The sequence below is a fragment of the Hymenobacter rigui genome (assembly GCF_003944715.1).
GTDB lineage: Bacteria > Bacteroidota > Bacteroidia > Cytophagales > Hymenobacteraceae > Hymenobacter > Hymenobacter rigui.
The window spans coordinates 311,928-329,763 of sequence record NZ_RWIT01000001.1; the positions used below are offsets into that span (position 1 = coordinate 311,928).

At 59.8% G+C, this 17,836-nt stretch carries 10 protein-coding genes and 1 tRNA gene; 5 read left to right on the top strand and 6 right to left on the bottom strand.

What is annotated here, in order from left to right:
• Nucleotides 1-14: 14 nt before the first annotated feature.
• Nucleotides 15-491 carry a DUF1643 domain-containing protein gene (locus tag EI291_RS01335; RefSeq protein WP_125417466.1) on the bottom strand — a complete coding sequence of 159 codons (477 nt, stop codon included), beginning with the start codon at nt 489-491 and terminating at the stop codon, nt 15-17.
• 86 nt (nt 492-577) lie between these two features.
• Here EI291_RS01335 and EI291_RS01340 point away from each other — a divergent pair, with 86 nt between their 5' ends.
• Nucleotides 578-4,036, top strand: a complete 3,459-nt coding sequence (locus EI291_RS01340; RefSeq protein ID WP_125417467.1) for a class I SAM-dependent DNA methyltransferase — start codon at nt 578-580, stop codon at nt 4,034-4,036.
• 774 nt (nt 4,037-4,810) lie between these two features.
• Nucleotides 4,811-5,140: a DUF5681 domain-containing protein gene (locus EI291_RS01345; RefSeq protein ID WP_125417468.1), complete on the top strand. Its 330-nt coding sequence runs from the start codon at nt 4,811-4,813 to the stop codon at nt 5,138-5,140.
• Nucleotides 5,141-5,439: 299 nt separating this feature from the next.
• Here the strand turns inward: EI291_RS01345 and EI291_RS01350 are convergent.
• A tRNA-Arg gene (locus tag EI291_RS01350) sits at nt 5,440-5,511 on the bottom strand.
• Nucleotides 5,512-5,641: 130 nt separating this feature from the next.
• Here EI291_RS01350 and EI291_RS01355 point away from each other — a divergent pair.
• Nucleotides 5,642-6,793 carry a DUF2652 domain-containing protein gene (locus EI291_RS01355; RefSeq protein ID WP_125417469.1) on the top strand — a complete coding sequence of 384 codons (1,152 nt, stop codon included), beginning with the start codon at nt 5,642-5,644 and terminating at the stop codon, nt 6,791-6,793.
• 195 nt (nt 6,794-6,988) lie between these two features.
• On the opposite strand, the gene EI291_RS01360 is transcribed toward EI291_RS01355, so the two are convergent.
• Nucleotides 6,989-8,230 (bottom strand): Pycsar system effector family protein, encoded by a 1,242-nt coding sequence (locus EI291_RS01360; RefSeq protein ID WP_125417470.1) that lies wholly within the window; start codon nt 8,228-8,230, stop codon nt 6,989-6,991.
• Between the two features lie 274 nt (nt 8,231-8,504).
• Between EI291_RS01360 and EI291_RS01365 the strand changes: the two genes are divergently transcribed.
• Together EI291_RS01365 and EI291_RS01370 are read left to right on the top strand one after the other, a co-directional pair.
• A complete protein-coding gene (locus EI291_RS01365; protein WP_240635328.1) occupies nt 8,505-12,419 on the top strand; it encodes a metallophosphoesterase in 3,915 nt (1,304 codons plus the stop codon).
• Nucleotides 12,420-12,564: 145 nt separating this feature from the next.
• Nucleotides 12,565-13,692: a DUF6268 family outer membrane beta-barrel protein gene (locus EI291_RS01370; RefSeq protein WP_125417471.1), complete on the top strand. Its 1,128-nt coding sequence runs from the start codon at nt 12,565-12,567 to the stop codon at nt 13,690-13,692.
• Nucleotides 13,693-13,829: 137 nt separating this feature from the next.
• Here EI291_RS01370 and EI291_RS01375 read toward each other — a convergent pair whose 3' ends face one another.
• The 3 genes from EI291_RS01375 to ppk1 form a co-directional block, all read right to left on the bottom strand.
• Nucleotides 13,830-14,906: an NAD(P)-dependent alcohol dehydrogenase gene (locus EI291_RS01375; protein ID WP_125417472.1), complete on the bottom strand. Its 1,077-nt coding sequence runs from the start codon at nt 14,904-14,906 to the stop codon at nt 13,830-13,832.
• A 177-nt stretch (nt 14,907-15,083) separates the two neighbouring features.
• Entirely contained in the window at nt 15,084-15,416 is a 333-nt protein-coding gene (locus EI291_RS01380; protein ID WP_125417473.1) for an ASCH/PUA domain-containing protein, read from the bottom strand.
• Between the two features lie 183 nt (nt 15,417-15,599).
• Nucleotides 15,600-17,717 carry a polyphosphate kinase 1 gene (gene ppk1, locus EI291_RS01385; RefSeq protein ID WP_125417474.1) on the bottom strand — a complete coding sequence of 706 codons (2,118 nt, stop codon included), beginning with the start codon at nt 17,715-17,717 and terminating at the stop codon, nt 15,600-15,602.
• Between the last annotated feature and the right edge of the window lie 119 nt (nt 17,718-17,836).

The following is a 17,836-nucleotide window of genomic DNA, read 5'->3' on the forward strand; positions in this document are numbered from 1 at the left end:
GTACGGTACGATACTCAACACGCATAGCTCACCGGTAGTACGTCAGCCCGCACGTACAACGGGTGCCGGGGCGCGCCGGTCTTAGTTTGCCCCAGGCAGTGAATTTCCCGGCCCGTGCCCTGTAGTAAGGTCAGCACTTCGGCTACTCTTTCGCCCTCACCATGGTTACCCCAAGCGGCAATAATTAGTGACGCACCCGCCGCCACCGTGGCAAGATGCTGGTTACTTTCGGGGCCGTTAGGCTCCGGGGTGGCCTTCAAGTCGGCGGGTTTTGTGGCGCGGTATGAGTACAGGTTGACCACGTTTAGCGCCCCAAACCCCCAGGCTTTGGCAAACCCGATACAACGGCGAATAGTTGGGTCATCCTGCCATGCGTCGGCCTTGCTGGGATTCAGCATAACGAAGCAAACCACGGGGCCGGCTTCGTTCCAGCACCGCGCTAACGTGTAACGGTACCTTTCGCACTCACTGACGTACGCATCTTTCTTCATAAGGCACTATTATCCGATATTCCCCGCCAAATAACGACATAGCTGCCTATCTTCCCCGCCCTTTCGCTACTCTAGCCTTATCCGCTTTGACTTACCCCGATTTTGAAGCCCGCTGGAAACCCGCCGGCGGCGCGGAGCGCGCCAACTACGGCCTGTTTCTGCAAGACCTCTGCGACCTGCTAGGCGTGCCCCGCCCCGACCCCACCACCGACGACCCCGCCCAGGATAGCTACGTGCTGGAACGGGCCGTACAGTTCAACGACGGTCCCAAGAAAAGCACCGGCCGGATTGACCTGTATAAGCGCGGCTGCTTCGTGCTGGAAACCAAGCAGGGCACCGACACCGCCGACCAACAAAAGAAACAGGAACGCGCTGAGCTGGGGTTGGAGCCCAGCAAGCGCCGCAAGGGCCACGCCGTACGCGGCTCCGCCAAGTGGGCCGAAATGATGCAGGCCGCCCGCCAGCAGGCCCTTGGCTACGTGCGCGCCCTGCCGCCGGAGGAACCCCGCCCGCTGTTTGTGCTGGTGGCCGATGTGGGCTACTGTATCGACGTGTATAGCAACTTCGCCGGGGTGGGGGATTCGTTTGTGCCCTTCCCCGATCAAACCAAGTTCCGGTTGCCGCTGGCCTCGCTGGCCGATGAGAAAACGCGGGCTATGCTCCGCCAAATCTTCCTCGACCCGAAAGAGCTGGACCCCAGCCGCCGCGCCGCCCGCGTGACGCGGGAGCTGGCCGCCCGCCTGGCTAAACTATCGGAGCAGCTGGAACGGGCCGGGCACGCGCCCGACGTGGTGGCGCAATTCCTGATGCGCTGCCTGTTCACCATGTTTGCGGAAGATGTAAACCTGATTCCGAAGCAGAGCTTTACCGGGATGCTGAATGAGTACAGTAAGCCGGAACGCTTAAAGTTTCTGCCAGCGGCTCTAGCTAACCTCTGGCAAACAATGGATACTGGCGGGGATTCTATTGTAATTAATGAGCATATCCGCCGCTTCAATGGTAAGCTGTTCCACGATGCCACCGCCTTGCCGCTGAACGCCGGACAGGCGGAGCTGCTGTTGCAATCGGCTAAGGCAGATTGGACGGAGGTAGAGCCGGCCATTTTCGGCACGCTGCTGGAACGCGCCCTCGACCCCAAGGAACGGCACAGCCTGGGAGCCCACTATACCCCGCGCCGCTACGTGGAACGGCTGGTGCTGCCTACCGTGCTGGAACCCTTGCGCCGGGAGTGGGCCGCCGCGCAAGCCGCCGCCGCCCGCCGCCTCGATGAAGGCCAGCCCAAAGACGCCCGCGCCGAGCTGGTGCGCTTCCTGAGCCGCCTCACCAGCCTCAAAATTCTGGACCCTGCCTGCGGCTCCGGTAACTTCCTGTATGTGACGCTGGAACACCTCAAGCGGCTGGAAGGCGAAGTGCTGGCCGCTATTAACAGCTACGGCCAGACGGGCCTGCTGGAATTGGGCGGCGGTACCACCGTAAGCCCGCACCAGCTGTTGGGCTTGGAGCTGAACCCGCGCGCGGCCGCCATTGCCGACGTGGTATTACGCATTGGCTACCTGCAGTGGCACCTGCGCACCTACGGCCCCTCCGAACTCCGGGAGCCGCTGTTGGATGAGTACCAGAATATCCGCCAGCAGGATGCGGCCCTGCAGCACGGCCCGCCCGTGCCCCGCCTCGATGCCCACGGCCAGCCCGTAACGCGCTGGGACGGCACTACCAAGCTGCACCCCGCCACCGGCCAGCCCGTGCCCGACGAAACCGCCCGCACGCCCGTGCTCGACTACCCCAACCCCCAGCCCGCCGAGTGGCCCCAGGCCGATTTCATTGTGGGCAACCCGCCGTTTGTAGGCCCGGCCCGGATGCGCGACGCCTTAGGGGACGGGTACACCGAAGCCCTGCGCAAAGCCTACAAAGGCAAGGTGCCCGATTCGGCCGACCTGGTAATGTACTGGTGGCACAACGCCGCCGCCGCCGTGCAGCGCGGAACCTCCGAGCGGTTTGGCTTCATCACCACCAACAGTATCAAACAGATTTTTGCACGGCGGGTAATGCAGCCCTTCTTGGAAGGTGACCCGGCCCCGCTTGCATTGGTTTTTGCAGTTCCTGACCATCCTTGGGTTGAAGGTGCTGATGGAGCTGCTGTACGCATTGCTATGACAGTAGCAGAACGAAACAATGGTACTGTAACTACAGGACGGTTGTTAACAGTCAAAACCGAATCAACACCAGAAGGTGACGATGCTGCTGAAGTGACTTTTATTGAAGAAGAAGGTCATATACTTCCAGACCTAAGTATTGGTGCTGATTTGGACAGTTCTGAGCTGCTAAAATCAAATCTTAACCTTGCTAATAGAGGCGTCTGCTTGTTTGGTACTGGATTCGTCGTGACGCCCGTTAAAGCGCAAGAAATCGGATTAGGTCAAATACCGGGAATTGAAAATCATATCCGAGCTTATAGAAATGGGCGCGACCTGACAGATAAGCCAAGAGGAGTAATGGTCATTGATTTATATGGTCTCTCCTCGAATCAGGTTCTTGAAAAATACCCAGCTGTTTACCAACATGTAGTTGAAAACGTCAAGCCTGAGCGAGACCAAAATAACAGGGCTATTAGACGAGAAAATTGGTGGGTATTTGGTGAGCCCAATCCAAAATTGCGGAATATGCTCCAAGGTCTTGACCGTTACATATCAACTGTCTACGTATCAAAACACAGGTTTTTTACTTTTCTAGATAAGGAAGTATTACCTGATGACGCACTAATTGCAATTGCTCTTGATGACGCTTATTATTTAGGTGTTCTTTCTAGCAAATTTCATATTGTCTGGACACTAGCAGCAGGTGGCGACTTGGGCGGAAATACGCCGCGTTACAATAAATCCCGTTGTTTCGACCCGTTCCCCTTGCCGGCGGCCACGGCGGAGCAGCAGGCGCGCATCCGGGATCTGGCCGAACAGCTCGACGCCCACCGCAAGCGCCAGCAGGCCCAACACCCCGCCCTCACCCTCACCGACCTCTACAATGTGGTGGAAAAGCTGCGCGCCGGCCAGCCCCTCACCACGGCCAAAGAGCAAGCCACCAACCAGCAGGGCCTGGCCTCCGTGGTCCTGAGTCTGCACCAGCAGCTAGACGCCGCCGTAGCCGCCGCCTACGGCTGGCCCGCCGACCTTCCCGACGCCGAAATCCTGACCCGTCTGGTACGCCTCAACCACGAGCGCGCCCAGGAGGAACAGGCCGGCCACGTTCGGTACCTCCGCCCCGCCTACCAAGCCCCGGAGCTGCAACAGTCGGCGCTGGCCCTGCCCGCCGCCGCTGCCAAGGTGGCCGCCGCCGCAGAAGCCACTGGCCCCCAGCCGTGGCCTACGGAACTGGCCCAACAGATGCAGGCCGTTCGGGATGCTGTGCAGCAGGCCGGCCAGTCGGTAAGCGCCGCCCAAGTAGCCGCCCGCTTCAAGCGTACCAAGCCGGAACGCGTGCAGCCCCTACTGGATACCCTTACCGCGCTAAGTCTGCTCCGCCAAACGGAGGAAGGAGCCTACGCGGCGTAGCGTTTACAATCTTCACTTTTATCAAACGTAAGAAATGGATGCTCCTACCTGGCTAAGTATCCGCCGCCCCGGGTAGCAGAATAAAAACACCTGTTGTAACTTTAAATGATACCCCCTCACCTTGGGGCCACATACTTACTGCAGCGCAAAGGGTATAGCGAATCGTTATACCCTTTGTCGTTTCTTGCCCGTGGGCAGAAAGCAAATCTGCTTTCGTGCAGGTTATCCGGATATTGGGGGAAAACTATATTTTGTCTGTTTCATAAAACCGGAAATGCCCGGTTTTATGAAACGGCGCTATCTACTGAATTGACAGTATAAATAGGCCAGTGCCTTATTCCGTAAATTTTACGGAGCATAACCCCTACCATCCTAAGGCCCCCAGGGGAGGGGTAAATCCTTTACCGTGGCCGCCGGCCCACCGTAGCAGATACCCGTTTTTTCGTGCGTGCAAAATTACCGTGAAGGGGGACGCCGGTAAGATCTGCTGAAATCTTAACATTTGATTTGTTAGGTTTTGAAACTGCTGGCTGTTACCAAAGCCCTGTAATTCGGAGCATTTGAGAACTGGCCGGGAGGGGAGGGGTAAATCTTGTTAGCGGCCCCCGGCATACCGCAGAGTACCTCCGCCGCCGTGCGCGTGCAAAACTCAACCCCAAAAGTCCGGCCCCGGCCGTGGGCTATGGGCCCGCCGCTGCTGGCCGTATCTTGCTGTAAACAACAGGCAGGAACAGGCGTAACCGTTTCGGATACCCCTTGCCGGCCCCAGCAGGTATGCAGTACGAAAAAGGAACCAGCGGCAACCCCTCCGGCCGCCCGAAAGGAAGCGCCAATAAAGCCACCGCCCACACCCGGGAGCTTATCGGCGCGGCCCTCGCCGGCCTCGACGCCGACACGCTCCGGACGCACCTGCTCAGCCTAAGGGGAAAGGATTTTATAGACGCCTATGTAAAGCTGGCCGAATTTGTAACACCCAAGCTGCAGCGCACCGCCCTGGCTGCTGATGATGAGGAACGCCCGGTAACAGTTACCCTGCATATCGGCGGCACCCCGGAGCAGCGCGAAGCCAACCAGCAGGCCGCCCGGCGGCTACTCCGGGAGTAGGGTGCAACAGGTGAGCAGAAGTACCCCGCCCGGCGGGAAGTAAGGTGCCTGGATTGCTGGACACCCTACCGGGAAAAGAGAAGGGCCGCCGCGTCAATTGACGCGGCGGCCCTTGCCCGTAGGTAGGAGCTGGCAACTACTTACCCGGCGGGTAAAACAAAGATAGCCCGCCGACGCAAAAATGCGCGGGCCCCGCCGGCATCCTGTCCCCCAAAAACTAAAATAGCTCTGAGTTGTCCCCCAAAGTGTCCCCCGAAAAATTGAAAACCCCGTTTCGGATTCATGAACTGGGTTTTTAGTAGCCGCGACGGGAATCGAACCCATATCAAGCGTTTAGGAAACGCCTATTCTATCCGTTGAACTACGCAGCCAAAATATTCAGGTACAAAGCTACGCCGAAAGCCCGGGCTGCCCAAACCGGTCGGCCCCGCGTATAGGAAGCGGGGCAGAGGCCCGGTATCTTCGTGCGGCTATTTCTGAATCTTCGCTTTTTTCGGGTGTATGGGTGTTTTGGATGAATTGCGGAACCAGCGCCGGGCAGCCGGGTCAGCGTCGTCTTCCGCCGCTGATGGGCAGCAACCGGCCCTGCTCCTCATCCCCGACATCAGCGGCTTCACGCGGTTTATTGAGGAGTCAGGCAATCCGCAGGCCCCGTTCCTGGTGGCCGATTTGCTGGAAATTCTCATTGAGGCCAATATCCTGGACCTGGAGGTAAACGAAATTCAGGGCGACGCGGTGCTGTTTTACCGGCTGGGGCCGCCACCCACGGCCGAGGAGCTGGTGCGCCAGTGCCGCCGCATTTACCTCGACTTTCAGAACTACCTGCGCCTGGTGGAGCGCGACACCGGCTCGGCCCTGGCGGCTTCCCTGCATGAGCTGGCCCTCACCCTGAAAATAGTGGTGCATTACGGCCGCGTGAGTGTAGCCCGCATTCGGGAATACACCAAGCTTATGGGCCGCGACGTGATTGTGGTGCACCGCCTGCTCAAGAACAACGTGGCCGGGGCCGAATACATCCTGCTGTCGGAGGGGTACACTAGTACGCAGTCGGCCGGGGCGCTGTCCCGGGCGTTTTCCTGGACGCGGCTGCTGCCGGGCTCTACCTACTACGAGCACATCGGCGAAGCTCCCTATCATTACGCTCATCTCTCGCCGCTGCGGCTGCTGCTGGCCGGCCCCACCAACGCCGAGGAAGCCCCGCGCCCGGGCTGTGCCCTGAAGGTGCGCCGGGTGCTGCCCGTGCCCGCCCCCTACGCCCTGCGCGTCATCAGCAACTTCCGGATGCGGCCCCGCTGGATGGAAGGCGCCACCGCCGTGCACTACGATGTCAGCAAGGCCGGCCGCCTGGGCACCAGCTATAAAGTGGACGTGTTCAGCGGGCAGATTGATTTCCAGACGGTGCAGTGCCTGGAAGACGAGGAAGGCCGCATTACCTACGTGGAGAAGATTTCCCACTTCCGCCTGTTTCCCAACGCCCTGCTGTTCTGCTGCCTCGAAGCCGTGGACCTGGACAGTTGCCTGCTGACATTGGAGCTGCGCTACGGCCACGTGGCCAGTAACCACCGTCTCGTTCGGTTTGGGCAGCTGCACCGGCTGCACCGCTTCATGGGCCGCTCCATTCAACAGCTGGCCCGGCTGCTGGGGGAGCGGTGACAGTATGTGAGAGTAAGAGGGTAGGAGGGAATAGAATAGGAGGAGTGAGGGTAAGAGGGGTGAGGGAATAGAAAAAAGCTGTCATCCTGAGCAGAGCGAAGGACCTTGCCACGTTTGAACGAAACCGTTGGTACGTGATAAGGTCCTTCGCTCTGCTCAGGATGACAGCTTTTGTATTACCCGCCTACTCCAAGCTTACGCCTTGTATAGCAGTGCAATACCGAATGATAAAGCGGTGAGAATCAGGCCCACCATGAAGATGGTATAGCTCAGGCGCAGCAGCCGATATTTCTTGGTGAGCACGTCGCCGAGGTAGTAGATATCCGTTACCATGTTGGTGTACAGCGCGTCTTTCTGACCCATGATTTCCGTCATGCCGCGCTGGAAATCGTCGAGGCTAAGCTTGCTGAAGTTGCCGAAGAACAGCAGGTTTACGCGGCGGTTGGTGGCAATCTGGGGGCTGCGCTTCAGCCACTTGAAGCTGGTTACGTCGGGCTGGGCGCACAGGATGGCCGTAATAACCGAGCCCAGGGCCGTAGCCAGCAGAATGCCCATGGGCACCGCAATAACCGGGTTCCGGATCAGGCCCACATTGTTGAGGGCCGCCGATTTGCTGCCCAGCTTGGCCCCGAAGTAGGTGATGATAAGCGACATGAGCACCGCATTCAGCGAAATCATCATGCTGGCTTTTTTATCGGCCATATCCGAGAGCTTCATGTGGTTACTGTACATGGTCCGGAACATGGTTTCGATGCCGCGCTTGGGCTCGGCAAAGGTGCCCGTGGCTTCCTCTTCCTTCTTCTTTTTCTTCTTCTCGGTTTTCTTCAGCTGCTTGCGCTGGTCCTTGATGTTGTCTTTGAGCTGGTCCTCGTACCGCTCCCGGGCGGCCTTGGTGTAGTACTTGCCCGCGCAGAGGAAGGCCAGCTGGTTTTCGGCCCAGTCGGGGTTGGAGTAGGTTTTACCCAGCGTGGCTTCCCACTCGGCCCGCAGCAGCTCGCCGTTGGCGAAGAAGTCGTCGCGGCCCATGTTGCTCATGTCGGCGTCCACCAGCAGCTGCTCCAGCTCGGTTTCGCGGGTAGCGTCGCGGTGGGTGGCCTTAATGAGCTGCTGCACCAAGGTCACCCGCTCGGCAGGGTAGCCCTGCTGGGTCAGCCACTCGCCGGCCAGCTCGGCGCTCCGGAACTCGTGGCCGTCGTAGGTATCAATGTAGCCCGTATCATGAAACCAGGCGGCCAGTAGCAGGGCTTCCTGGTCGGTGTCTTTCAGGCCGGCGGCTTCGCCCAGGGCACGGGCTTCCTTTACTACCGTAGTCGTGTGCTTGGGGGAGTGGTACACGAGCTGGGCGGGTAGCTTTTCCTCCAGCAGTTGCTGCACGTAGGCTTTGGCTTGCTTGAGAATTTCGGCTTTGGCCGGTTTTTGCGTAAGAATGGGCTCCATCGGGATAGAACAGAACGGAAAAGCGGGCAGCAACGGGCTGTGCCGCTTACAACGGGTTTTGCCGCTGCAGGTTGTTGAGGACGTAACTTCGGGCCGCAATCCGGAGCGCTCAGCCCAACCGTACACTAGCAATTTGCGTACGGCAGCGCACGGCCCGGTGGCCGGTACTGAAAGATAGCCAATACCGGCATTTTACCGTACTGCCAACTGATGTGGTTTCCTGCGCTGATGTGCCGGGCTGGACTGCCTTCGTGCTATTTTCTCTTCTGTGTATATGAGCAGACATTTTCTGTCGTGTTGCCTGCTGCTGACGTTGCTTGGGGCCGCTACTCCTGCGGCCCGGGCCCAGCAAAAGGCAAAAGTCCAAACGCCTCACCCTACCCGCCCCAACTACCGCAAAGGCGGCGAGAACTGGGAGTCGAAAACCCCGCCCGATAGCACCCACATTCGCTACACCGTATTTCTCATCGGCGACGTGGGCAAGCCCGCCCTGGAGTCGGAGGGTGGTGAGCCGTCGTTAAACTACCTGCGCAAGCAGATTCTGACGGCTGGGGCCAAAAGCACTACCATCTACCTCGGCGACAACATCTACGAGTACGGTATGCCCGAGGAGAAGGCCTACGACCGGAAAGTATCGGAGCAGCGTATCATTGATCAGCTGAAAGTGCTGCGCGACTACCAGGGCGAGAAATACATGATTCCGGGTAACCACGACTGGAAGCAGGGCCAGCGCGGCGCTGTGGACCAGGTGAATCGGGAGCAGTTCTTCGTGGAGAACTACCTGCAGAGCGACTCGGCTGCCTTCCCCTACACCGGCGACTTCTTTCTGCCCCGCGACGCCTGTCCCGGGCCGGTTGAAATCCGGCTGCAGGATGATCTGGTGCTGATTGCCATCAACTCGCAGTGGTTTCTGCAAACCTCCGGCGAGCGGCCTTACGGGGCCAACAGCGGCTGCGGCGTAGCCAACGAAACCGACTTCTTTACCCAGGTAGAGGACATCATTCAGCGCAACGCGGGCAAGAACATCATGGTGGTGGCCCACCACCCGCTGTTTTCCGACGGCATTCACGGGGGCTACTTCACGCTGGGCGACCATTTCTTCCCGCTCAGCATCGTGTACAAGTACGCCTTCGTACCGCTGCCCATCATCGGCTCCATTTACCCGTTTGCCCGCAAATACGGCGGGGTAAGCCAGGATATTGCCCACCCGCTGTACCAGGCGTATAAAAAGGGGCTGCTGGAGATTTTCCAGAAGTACCCGAACGTGGTGTACGCCGCCGGCCACGAGCACAACCTGCAGTATTTCAAGGAGGGCAACCTCAACCACATCGTGAGTGGCTCGGGCTGCAAAACCCAGCACGTTAAGCCCGGCTCGGGTGGGGATGCCATGTTCTCGGACAAGGAGAAGGGATTTGCCCGCGTGAACTACTACGACAACGGCGAGGTGTGGACGGAGTTCTACATCCCGAACGGCGTGGGTGAAACCGGCCGCTTGGTGTTCCGCACGCCCATGTACGCCCGCCAGGATGCCGTGGCCGAAGGGCCCGGCAAAGCCACCGGTCCCCGCCCCAACTTCCGCGACTCCACCGTGACGGTGGCCGTTAACCCCGGCTACGACGATAAAGGCAAGTTTCATAAGTTCCTGTTCGGGGAGCATTACCGCAAGGAGTGGGCTACGCCGGTGAAATTCCCGGTGCTGGATCTGGCCACCGAAAAGGGCGGCCTCACGCCCTACAAGATTGGCGGCGGCAAGCAAACGGCCTCGCTGAAAGTACGCAACGAGGAGGGCCGGAACTTCACCATCCGCAGCCTCAACAAAGACCCCTCGGCGGTACTGCCGGAAGCCCTGCGCACCGGCGCGGCGGCCGACATTCTGCAGGACCAGATTTCGGCCCAGCACCCGTTCAACTCCATCGTAATTCCGCCTCTGGCCGATGCGGCCGGCATTCTGCACACCAACCCCGAACTGCGCTACATTCCGCAGGACCCGTTGCTGGGCCAGTACCTGGAGCGGTTCGGTAATACGCCGGGAGCCATTGAGGAAGATGCCAAGGACGACCAGAGCAACGTGGAAAGCCTGGGCAACGCCAAAAATTTGGTGGGCACCGATAAGGTGTTTGAGCGCATCACCGACGACAACGATAACCGCGTCAACGAAAAAGCTTTTGCCCGCTCCCGCCTCTTCGATATGTGGATTGGCGACTGGGACCGGCACGAGGACCAGTGGCGCTGGGCCGAGAAGAAGGACAAGGACGGCGACCGGAAGTTCACGGCCGTGCCCGAGGACCGGGACGTGGCCTTCTTCAAGGGCGACGGGCTGTTCCCGTACCTGGCCTCGCGCAAGTGGGCCATCCGTAACTTCCAGAACTTCGGCAAGGATTACGCCGACTGGAAGGGCCTGAACCTGACCGCCCTCAGCAACGACCGGGTGTATCTGGCCTCCGTAACTAAGGAGCAGTGGGTGAAGCAGGCCGAGGAGATGAAAGCCAGCCTCACCGACGAGGTAATTGAGAAAGCCTTTAAGGAACGGTGGCCCAAGCAGATTTACGATCTGCACGGCCCCGAAATCATGGCCAAGCTGAAAAGCCGCCGCGACCTGCTGCCTCAGGTAGCCGCCGACTACTACGAAATGCTCAGCCGCGTAACGGAGGTGAAAGGCTCCAAGAAACGTGAGAAGTTTGTGGTAGAGCGCCTGCCCGACAACAAGACCCGCGTAACCGTTCAGAAAATCAATAAGGAAGGCGAGTTGAGCAAGATGCTCTTCGACCGCACCTTCGATAACAAAGTGACCAAGGAGCTGCGCCTCTACGGCTTTGCCGGCGAGGACCAGTACGAGGTGAAAGGCGACGTGAAAAACGGCCCGCTGGTACGCATCATTGGCGGCCTCGACCGGGACTCCATTGTGGACCGCTCGAACGTAGCTGGCTTCCGCCACCGTCTGCACGTGTACGATGCCGACTCGGGCAACGTGATTGTGCCCGGCAAAGACGCCCGCCTGCGCCTGGAGCCCGGTATTGATGTAAGCCGCTACGACGTACATACCCGCTCCGACCGCAAGGATTACACCCTGAACTACTTCGGCCCTACAGCCTACTTCGGTTACAACATTGACGACCGGGTGTTTGTGGGCGGCGGTGTCACCTACCGCACCTACGGCTTCCGCAAGGCCCCGTACGCTACCGAGCAGAGCCTGGCCGCCAACTACTCACCTTCGCAGAGCGCCTACAACGTGCGTTACCTGGGCCATTTTGTGGATGTCATCGGCAAAACGGACCTGCGCCTCACGGCCCAGCTTTACGGCCCGCAGCTGCTGTACAACTTCTTCGGGCTGGGCAACGACACCAAGAACTCCCTGGCCGGCGACGATGACGACGGACCGGCCCGTAACCGGGACATCAACGAACTGTACCGCATCCGCTTCTCGCGGCTGTACGTGGCGCCCATGCTGGAAAAGGACCTGTTCAGCTTCCTGAAATTCGGCTTTGGCCCGCAGTACGACCAGTGGCACATCGACCGGGCCCGGATTGGCAGTGAAATAGCCAGTGGGCTCGATGCCGCCGGTAACGGGCAGGACGGTACGGCCGCGGCCGGCATCCGGGCTTCCGACTTCGGCACCAGCCGCTACCTGGGTGGCAAGGCTTACCTGAATCTGGATGCGGCCAGCTCGCCCAAAAACCCCCGTATCGGGCTGCGTTGGTACAACTCGGTGGAGTATAACCGCCAGCTCAACGACGAGAAACTGAGTTACGGCCGACTAGCTACCGAGTTCCGGGCCTACCTCTCGCCCAACTTCCCCTTCCAGCTCACCTGGGCCGGGCGCATCGGGGCCACTCGCAACCTGGGCGACTACCGCTTCTTCCAGGCCAACACGCTGGGCGGCACCACCAACCTGCGCGGCTACCGCCGCACCCGCTACGCCGGCCGCTCGTCGGTGTACGGCAACGCGGAGGTGCGCATTCAGCTCTTCACCTTTAACGCCTACCTGGTACCCGGTAAGTTCGGTGTCCTGGGCCTGGCCGACGCCGCCCGGGTGTACACCTCCCGCGACACCCAGAAAGGCCTCGACGCCTTCCACACCGCTGTGGGCGGTGGCGTGTGGGTAGATGTGCTCAAGCAGGCCGTCATCAACGCTACCTACTCGGTGGGCGAGGAGAAACTGGTGTTTGTCGGCTTTGACTTCCTGTTTTAGGGTAGTTGTCCGTTGTTAGCTCTGCCAATACCTGACAGCGGACAACTAGCAACGAACAACTAAAATCTCATCCTTTTCCACGAAAAGACGTTAAGGCTAGCCTGACGTCTTTTCGTCGTTTTTACGCATTCCCTCATCCTTTCTTATGCCCCTATCTTCGACGCTGATTGGGCGCGTCGCCCGACCCCTGACTGTTTGTTTCTGCGTGTTAGCGGCTTCCGTGGCCCAGGCCCAGGTAACGCCTACGCAGCCGCCCGTATATCCACCGCCCGCCCCGCCTGCCTCCGATACCGTTGCCGCCGACCAAGTGGGCCGCGACCAGGAGTTTGCCACGCCCTCCGTGGTGGGCATGGGGCCCAGCAAAGGCCTGATTTTCCACTATGAGCGGATGCCCCGCTTCGGGGTTTCCTCTGACGGGCAGGCCGTGGGGTTGCAGGACTACAAGTCGGATGCGGAGAAGAACGCCCGGCTGGTGATTAAGGGCTACATCCCGTTCTGGAACCGCCCGCACCTGAAAATGCTGCTGGGTATCAACTACGAGCGGGAGGAGTTCAAATTCAAGCAATTCCCCACCGGCTACGAGCTCTACGACAACATTGAGAACAAAGGCCTGAAAACGCTGGGCGCACAGTTGGCCATTATCCGGCCGGTGAATGCCGTGAACTGGTACATTTTCCGGGTGAAGGGCGAGTTGAGCGGTGACTACACCTCGCAGGGAGTGAATGTGAGCGACTACCTGCGGGTGTCGTCGGAGTTTCTGTACGGCTGGAAGCGCAGCCCCACTTTTTCCTGGGGCGTGGGCCTGCAGTTGGGGTACACCTTCGGGCGGCAGAGTATTTACCCGGCCGTGCTGTACAACCGTACCTTCAATAACCACTGGGGCGTAGAGGCCCTGTTCCCGGCCCGTATCACAATGCGCTACAACGCTTCGCCCAAGTCCCTGTTCTTTGCTGGGTACTCCGTTGATGGCTTTAACTACATCATTAAGCTGCGGCAGCCGCTGCGCCGGGCCGATAACATTGCCCTGCGCACTTTGGAGCTCCGCGAAACCGAAGTGAAGTTCCGGGGCCGCTGGGAGCGGGAAATCTATGATTTCCTCTGGTTCGGACTGGAAGGCGGCTACCGCTACAACTACGCCTTCGACGCCTTTGACCGCACCAATAACGACCGGACCAAAATCATCGACTCCAAGCTGGCCGGCGCGCCGTACGCTTCGGTGGAGCTGTTCATTGTGCCGCCCCGCAAGTTCCTGAAGAAGACCGTGAACAAGTAGCCTGCCCTACGGCGGCAACTACTCATTTTCACAAAGAAGCCCCCGTTGCACATGGCAACGGGGGCTTCTTTGTGAATGCATACCATCGTGGGTAGTTACGGCGGTTGAAGGAGCTTCTGGTACTGGTGGCGGAGCGGCTACTCTTCCTTCAGCGAGGCCATGTCAATGACGTAGCGGAAGCGTACCTGCTCGTCTTTCAGCTTGTCGAAGGCTTTGTTGATGTCCTGCATCCGAATCATCTCCACCTCGGGCAGAATGTTGTGTTCGGCGCAGAAATCCAGCACTTCCTGGGTTTCCTTGATACCTCCGATGAGGGAACCGGCAATGGAGCGGCGGTGCAGGGCTACCTCCATGTTGTTGAGGGCCTTTTTGTATTCGCCCAGCAGGCCTACTGTTACCAGCGCGCCGTCGCGGCGGAGCAGGGGCACGTAGTCGTTCAGTTCGAAGGTGTCCGGGATGGTCACCAGAATGAAATCGAGGCTGAGGGCGTGGGCTTCCAGCTGCTTGGCATCGGTGGTGAGCACCACGTGGCTGGCCCCCAACTGCACGGCCTCGGCCTGCTTATCCTTGTTGGTGGTCAGTACGGTTACCTCGGCACCCAAAGCTTTAGCCAGCTTCACGGCCATGTGGCCCAGGCCGCCCAGGCCGGCAATGCCCACTTTGCTGCCCTCCTTCACGCCCCAGTGCTTGAGGGGCGAGTAGGTGGTGATGCCCGCGCACAAAATAGGGGCCACGGCCTTTACATCGAGGTTCTCGGGGATGCGCAGCACGAAGCCCTCTTTCACCACGATGGTGGTGGAGTAGCCTCCGTAAGTGTTGAAGCCGCTGCCGTCGGGCTTCATGTAGCCGTTGTAGGTGGCCGTGAAGCTCACCGGACCTTCGCAGTAGTTTTCCTCGTGGTGCTGGCAAGGCTCGCAGCTCCCGCAGGAGTCAATCATGCAGCCCACGCCCACCAAGTCACCCACCTTGAACTTGCTGACGGCCGAACCGGCCCGCACCACGCGGCCTACTACCTCGTGGCCCGGCACGCAGGGGTACAGGGTGTTACCCCAGTCATTTTTCACCTGGTGTAAATCGGAGTGGCAGACGCCGCAATACAACACATCAATCTGAACTTCATCCTCGGCGGGCGCTTTGCGCTCAATATCCATTTCCGAGAGGCCATTGAAGAAGGAGCCTTTCGCGCCGTAGCCTTTGGCTTTAATCGTTTCCATGCAGGTAGGGTTGGTTGTGAAGAATAGTGTTTCACAGTACGAGCCGACCCTAAGGGGTGTTGTTGTACCTACATACAAAGTCTTGGCCTTTCCAGGGCAGTCTACTGGCTACCGCCACCGCAAAAAAAGCCCCGGCCGGACGGGGCAGGGGCATCAAGGTGAAAGCACGCACCTACCCTACCAGAGGCGGGTATCGTGCACGCCGGCGGGCAGGGGCGGGTGCTCCGAGAAGCCCAGCACGCACCAGCCCTGCTCTACCCCGAAGGTGCCGCCGGGCATCAGGTAGCTTACCCACCGCTCCAGGGTGCGGCCGGTGTACTGCTCACTTTCGGGCTCGTACTCGCGCAGCAGCAGCGCGTCGCCGAGCTGGAAGTCCCGGTCGTTGAGGCGCACATCGAAGGGCTTGGATCCGGCGGCTACGGCACTAAAACAGGTGGGCCAGATTTTCAGCTCGTGGGCCCGGGGAGCCACGGACGACGGGGCAACAGCGGAGGTGAGGGTATGTACCATAGGTGTAAACGTCAGAGTGTGAAAGGGCAGCTATCCGAAAGAATCATGCCGTATTGCTTTGAATATACGAAGCAAGGAGTAATAACGGATAATAGAGGCGGATAGTTCAACTACTCCAGACGACAACCGGTCCGGCAGGCGTTAGCCTGGCGGACCGGTGCGGTACTGCTACACTGCTGCTGGCTAGCCTTTGGGGGCGGCCGGCTTGCGGGGGCGGGCAGCCGGCTTTTTATTCAGGGTTTTCAGGTAGGCGTAGGTATCGAACTGGGAGCGGATGCGGCCCTGCTCGGCGGCCTGGTCCTGGCCCAGGAAGTTGTTCTGCCAGTCGCGGGCCTTCACGTTGTCCTGGCGCTGCAGGTCCAGCAGGTGGCGCACTTCGGCTTTCAGCTCGGGCTGCAGAATGGGGAAGGCTACTTCCACGCGGCGGTCCAGGTTGCGGGCCATCCAGTCGGAGGAAGCCACATACACCTTCTCATCGCCGCCGTTGCCGAACACGTACACCCGGGCGTGCTCCAGAAACCGGTCCACCATGCCGCGCTGCTGAATGTTGGTGCTCTGGCCGGCCAGCTCCGGAATCAGGCAAGAAATGCCCCGGATGAGCAGCTCCACCCGCACGCCGGCCTCACTGGCCTCGTAGAGCTTCAGAATCATGCGGTCATCCTGCAGGGCATTCAGCTTGAGAATGATGTAGGCATCCTCGCCGCGGCGGGCCCGCTCAATTTCGGCATCCACCAGCGCCACCAGCTTCTCGCGCAGCTCGAAGGGGGCCACCAGCAGATGCTGGAACATGCCCGCTTTGTCCTGCCGGTCGTGGAAGTAGCGGAATACCTCGGCTACCTCCCGCGTGATTTCGGGGTTGGCGGTAAATAGGCCGTGGTCGGCGTAAATCTCGCTGGTTTTCTCGTTGAAGTTGCCGGTACTCAGATAGGCGTACAGCTGGTTGTGGCCCTCCTCGGCGCGGGTAATAAGCAACAGCTTGCTGTGCACTTTCAGGTCCGGGATGCCGAAGATGACGTTGGCTCCGGCCTTCTGCAGCTTCTCGGCCCAGAACATGTTGCTTTCCTCGTCGAAGCGGGCTTTCAACTCCACCACCACCGTTACCTGCTTACCGTTTTTCACGGCTTTCAGCAGGGCTTTGGCTACTTCGCTCTTGCCGGCCACCCGGTACAGCGTCATGCTGATGCCGCTGACCTGCGGATCCTTGGCAGCCTCCGTGAGCAGGCGCGTCACGTAATCGAACGACTGGTAGGGCGGGTGCAGCAGATGGTCGCGCTGGGCAATGGCGGGCAGCATGGGGCCGGTGCGGGGCAGGGTGGGCTGGGGCAGCGGGGGCATGGGCGCGTACTGCAGCCGGGCCAGCCCGAAATCGGGGAAGCCGAAGAAGTCGCGGAAGTTGTGGTAGCGGCTGCCCTCCACCAGCTCCTCCTTGCCGATGCCGGTTTTCTGCATCACGGCCCGCAGCACCTCCTTGGGCATGGCGGGGTCATACAGCAAACGGGCCGGGAAGCCGGTTTCGCGCTTCTGCAGGCTACTCTTGATTTTGGCCAGCAGGTTGCCCGATACCTCCTCCTGAATGTCCAGCTCGGCGTCGCGGGAGAGCTTGATGGCGTGCACCTGCACCTTCTGGTACTTCGGGAACAGCTCCCAGGCGCAGCACCGGATTACGTCGTCCAGGAACATTACATAGTGTTCCTGGCCCACATCGGGCAGGCGTACGAAGCGGCTGCCGTGGCGCTTGGTGGGTAGCTCCATGGCCACTACCCGCTCAGCGTCGTGCTTTTTGCGGTTTTCGGGCTGGCTGAGCAGAAAGGTGAGGTACACGCTCTGGTCGCGCAGGAACAAGTGGTGCAGGTTCTCGTCCAAAATGATAGGCGAGAGCAAATCCTGCACGTTGTCGCGGAAATACTGCTGCACCCACTGGTGCTGCTCCTCATCCAGGTCGTGCTCCGAAATCAGGTGGATGTGCTCCTGGCGCAGGCCCGGCAGAATCTGGTTGCGGAACGTGTCGCCGAACTCCTGCTGCTGGCGGCCCACTTCCTGCAGCAGGTCGTGGAGCTGTTCGGTGGGGTCTTCGCCCAGCTTGGCGCGGGTTTTCTTTTTCAGCTTCACCAGACGGCGCAGCGTAGCCACGCGCACCTTGAAGTACTCATCCAGGTTGCTGCTGAAGATGGCCAGAAACTTGATGCGCTCCAGCAGGGGCACTTCAGGGTTTTGCGCTTCCTGCAGCACGCGGCGGTTAAACGTCAGCCAGCTCAGCTCGCGGTTCAGCAGCCGGGGCTGCGCCTGTTTGGTTTCGGACATAGGGGAGGAGGTAAAAGTGAGGAGCTAGGAGCCAAGAGCTAGGAGTTAGAAGTGGGAAAGCAGAAGTAGTAGAACACCCAAGTGCTGCTGACTTCCAACTTTTACCTTCTAGCTCCTGA

What these genes read in the sequence shown, in the direction of transcription:
- EI291_RS01345 (WP_125417468.1), top strand. Translation starts at nt 4,811, where the DNA reads ATGCAGTACGAAAAAGGAACCAGCGGCAACCCCTCCGGCCGCCCGAAA.
- ppk1 (WP_125417474.1), bottom strand. Translation starts at nt 17,717, where the DNA reads ATGTCCGAAACCAAACAGGCGCAGCCCCGGCTGCTGAACCGCGAGCTG.
- EI291_RS01380 (WP_125417473.1), bottom strand. Translation starts at nt 15,416, where the DNA reads ATGGTACATACCCTCACCTCCGCTGTTGCCCCGTCGTCCGTGGCTCCC.
- EI291_RS01360 (WP_125417470.1), bottom strand. Translation starts at nt 8,230, where the DNA reads ATGGAGCCCATTCTTACGCAAAAACCGGCCAAAGCCGAAATTCTCAAG.
- EI291_RS01370 (WP_125417471.1), top strand. Translation starts at nt 12,565, where the DNA reads ATGCCCCTATCTTCGACGCTGATTGGGCGCGTCGCCCGACCCCTGACT.
- EI291_RS01335 (WP_125417466.1), bottom strand. Translation starts at nt 491, where the DNA reads ATGAAGAAAGATGCGTACGTCAGTGAGTGCGAAAGGTACCGTTACACG.
- EI291_RS01365 (WP_240635328.1), top strand. Translation starts at nt 8,505, where the DNA reads ATGAGCAGACATTTTCTGTCGTGTTGCCTGCTGCTGACGTTGCTTGGG.
- EI291_RS01355 (WP_125417469.1), top strand. Translation starts at nt 5,642, where the DNA reads ATGGGTGTTTTGGATGAATTGCGGAACCAGCGCCGGGCAGCCGGGTCA.
- EI291_RS01375 (WP_125417472.1), bottom strand. Translation starts at nt 14,906, where the DNA reads ATGGAAACGATTAAAGCCAAAGGCTACGGCGCGAAAGGCTCCTTCTTC.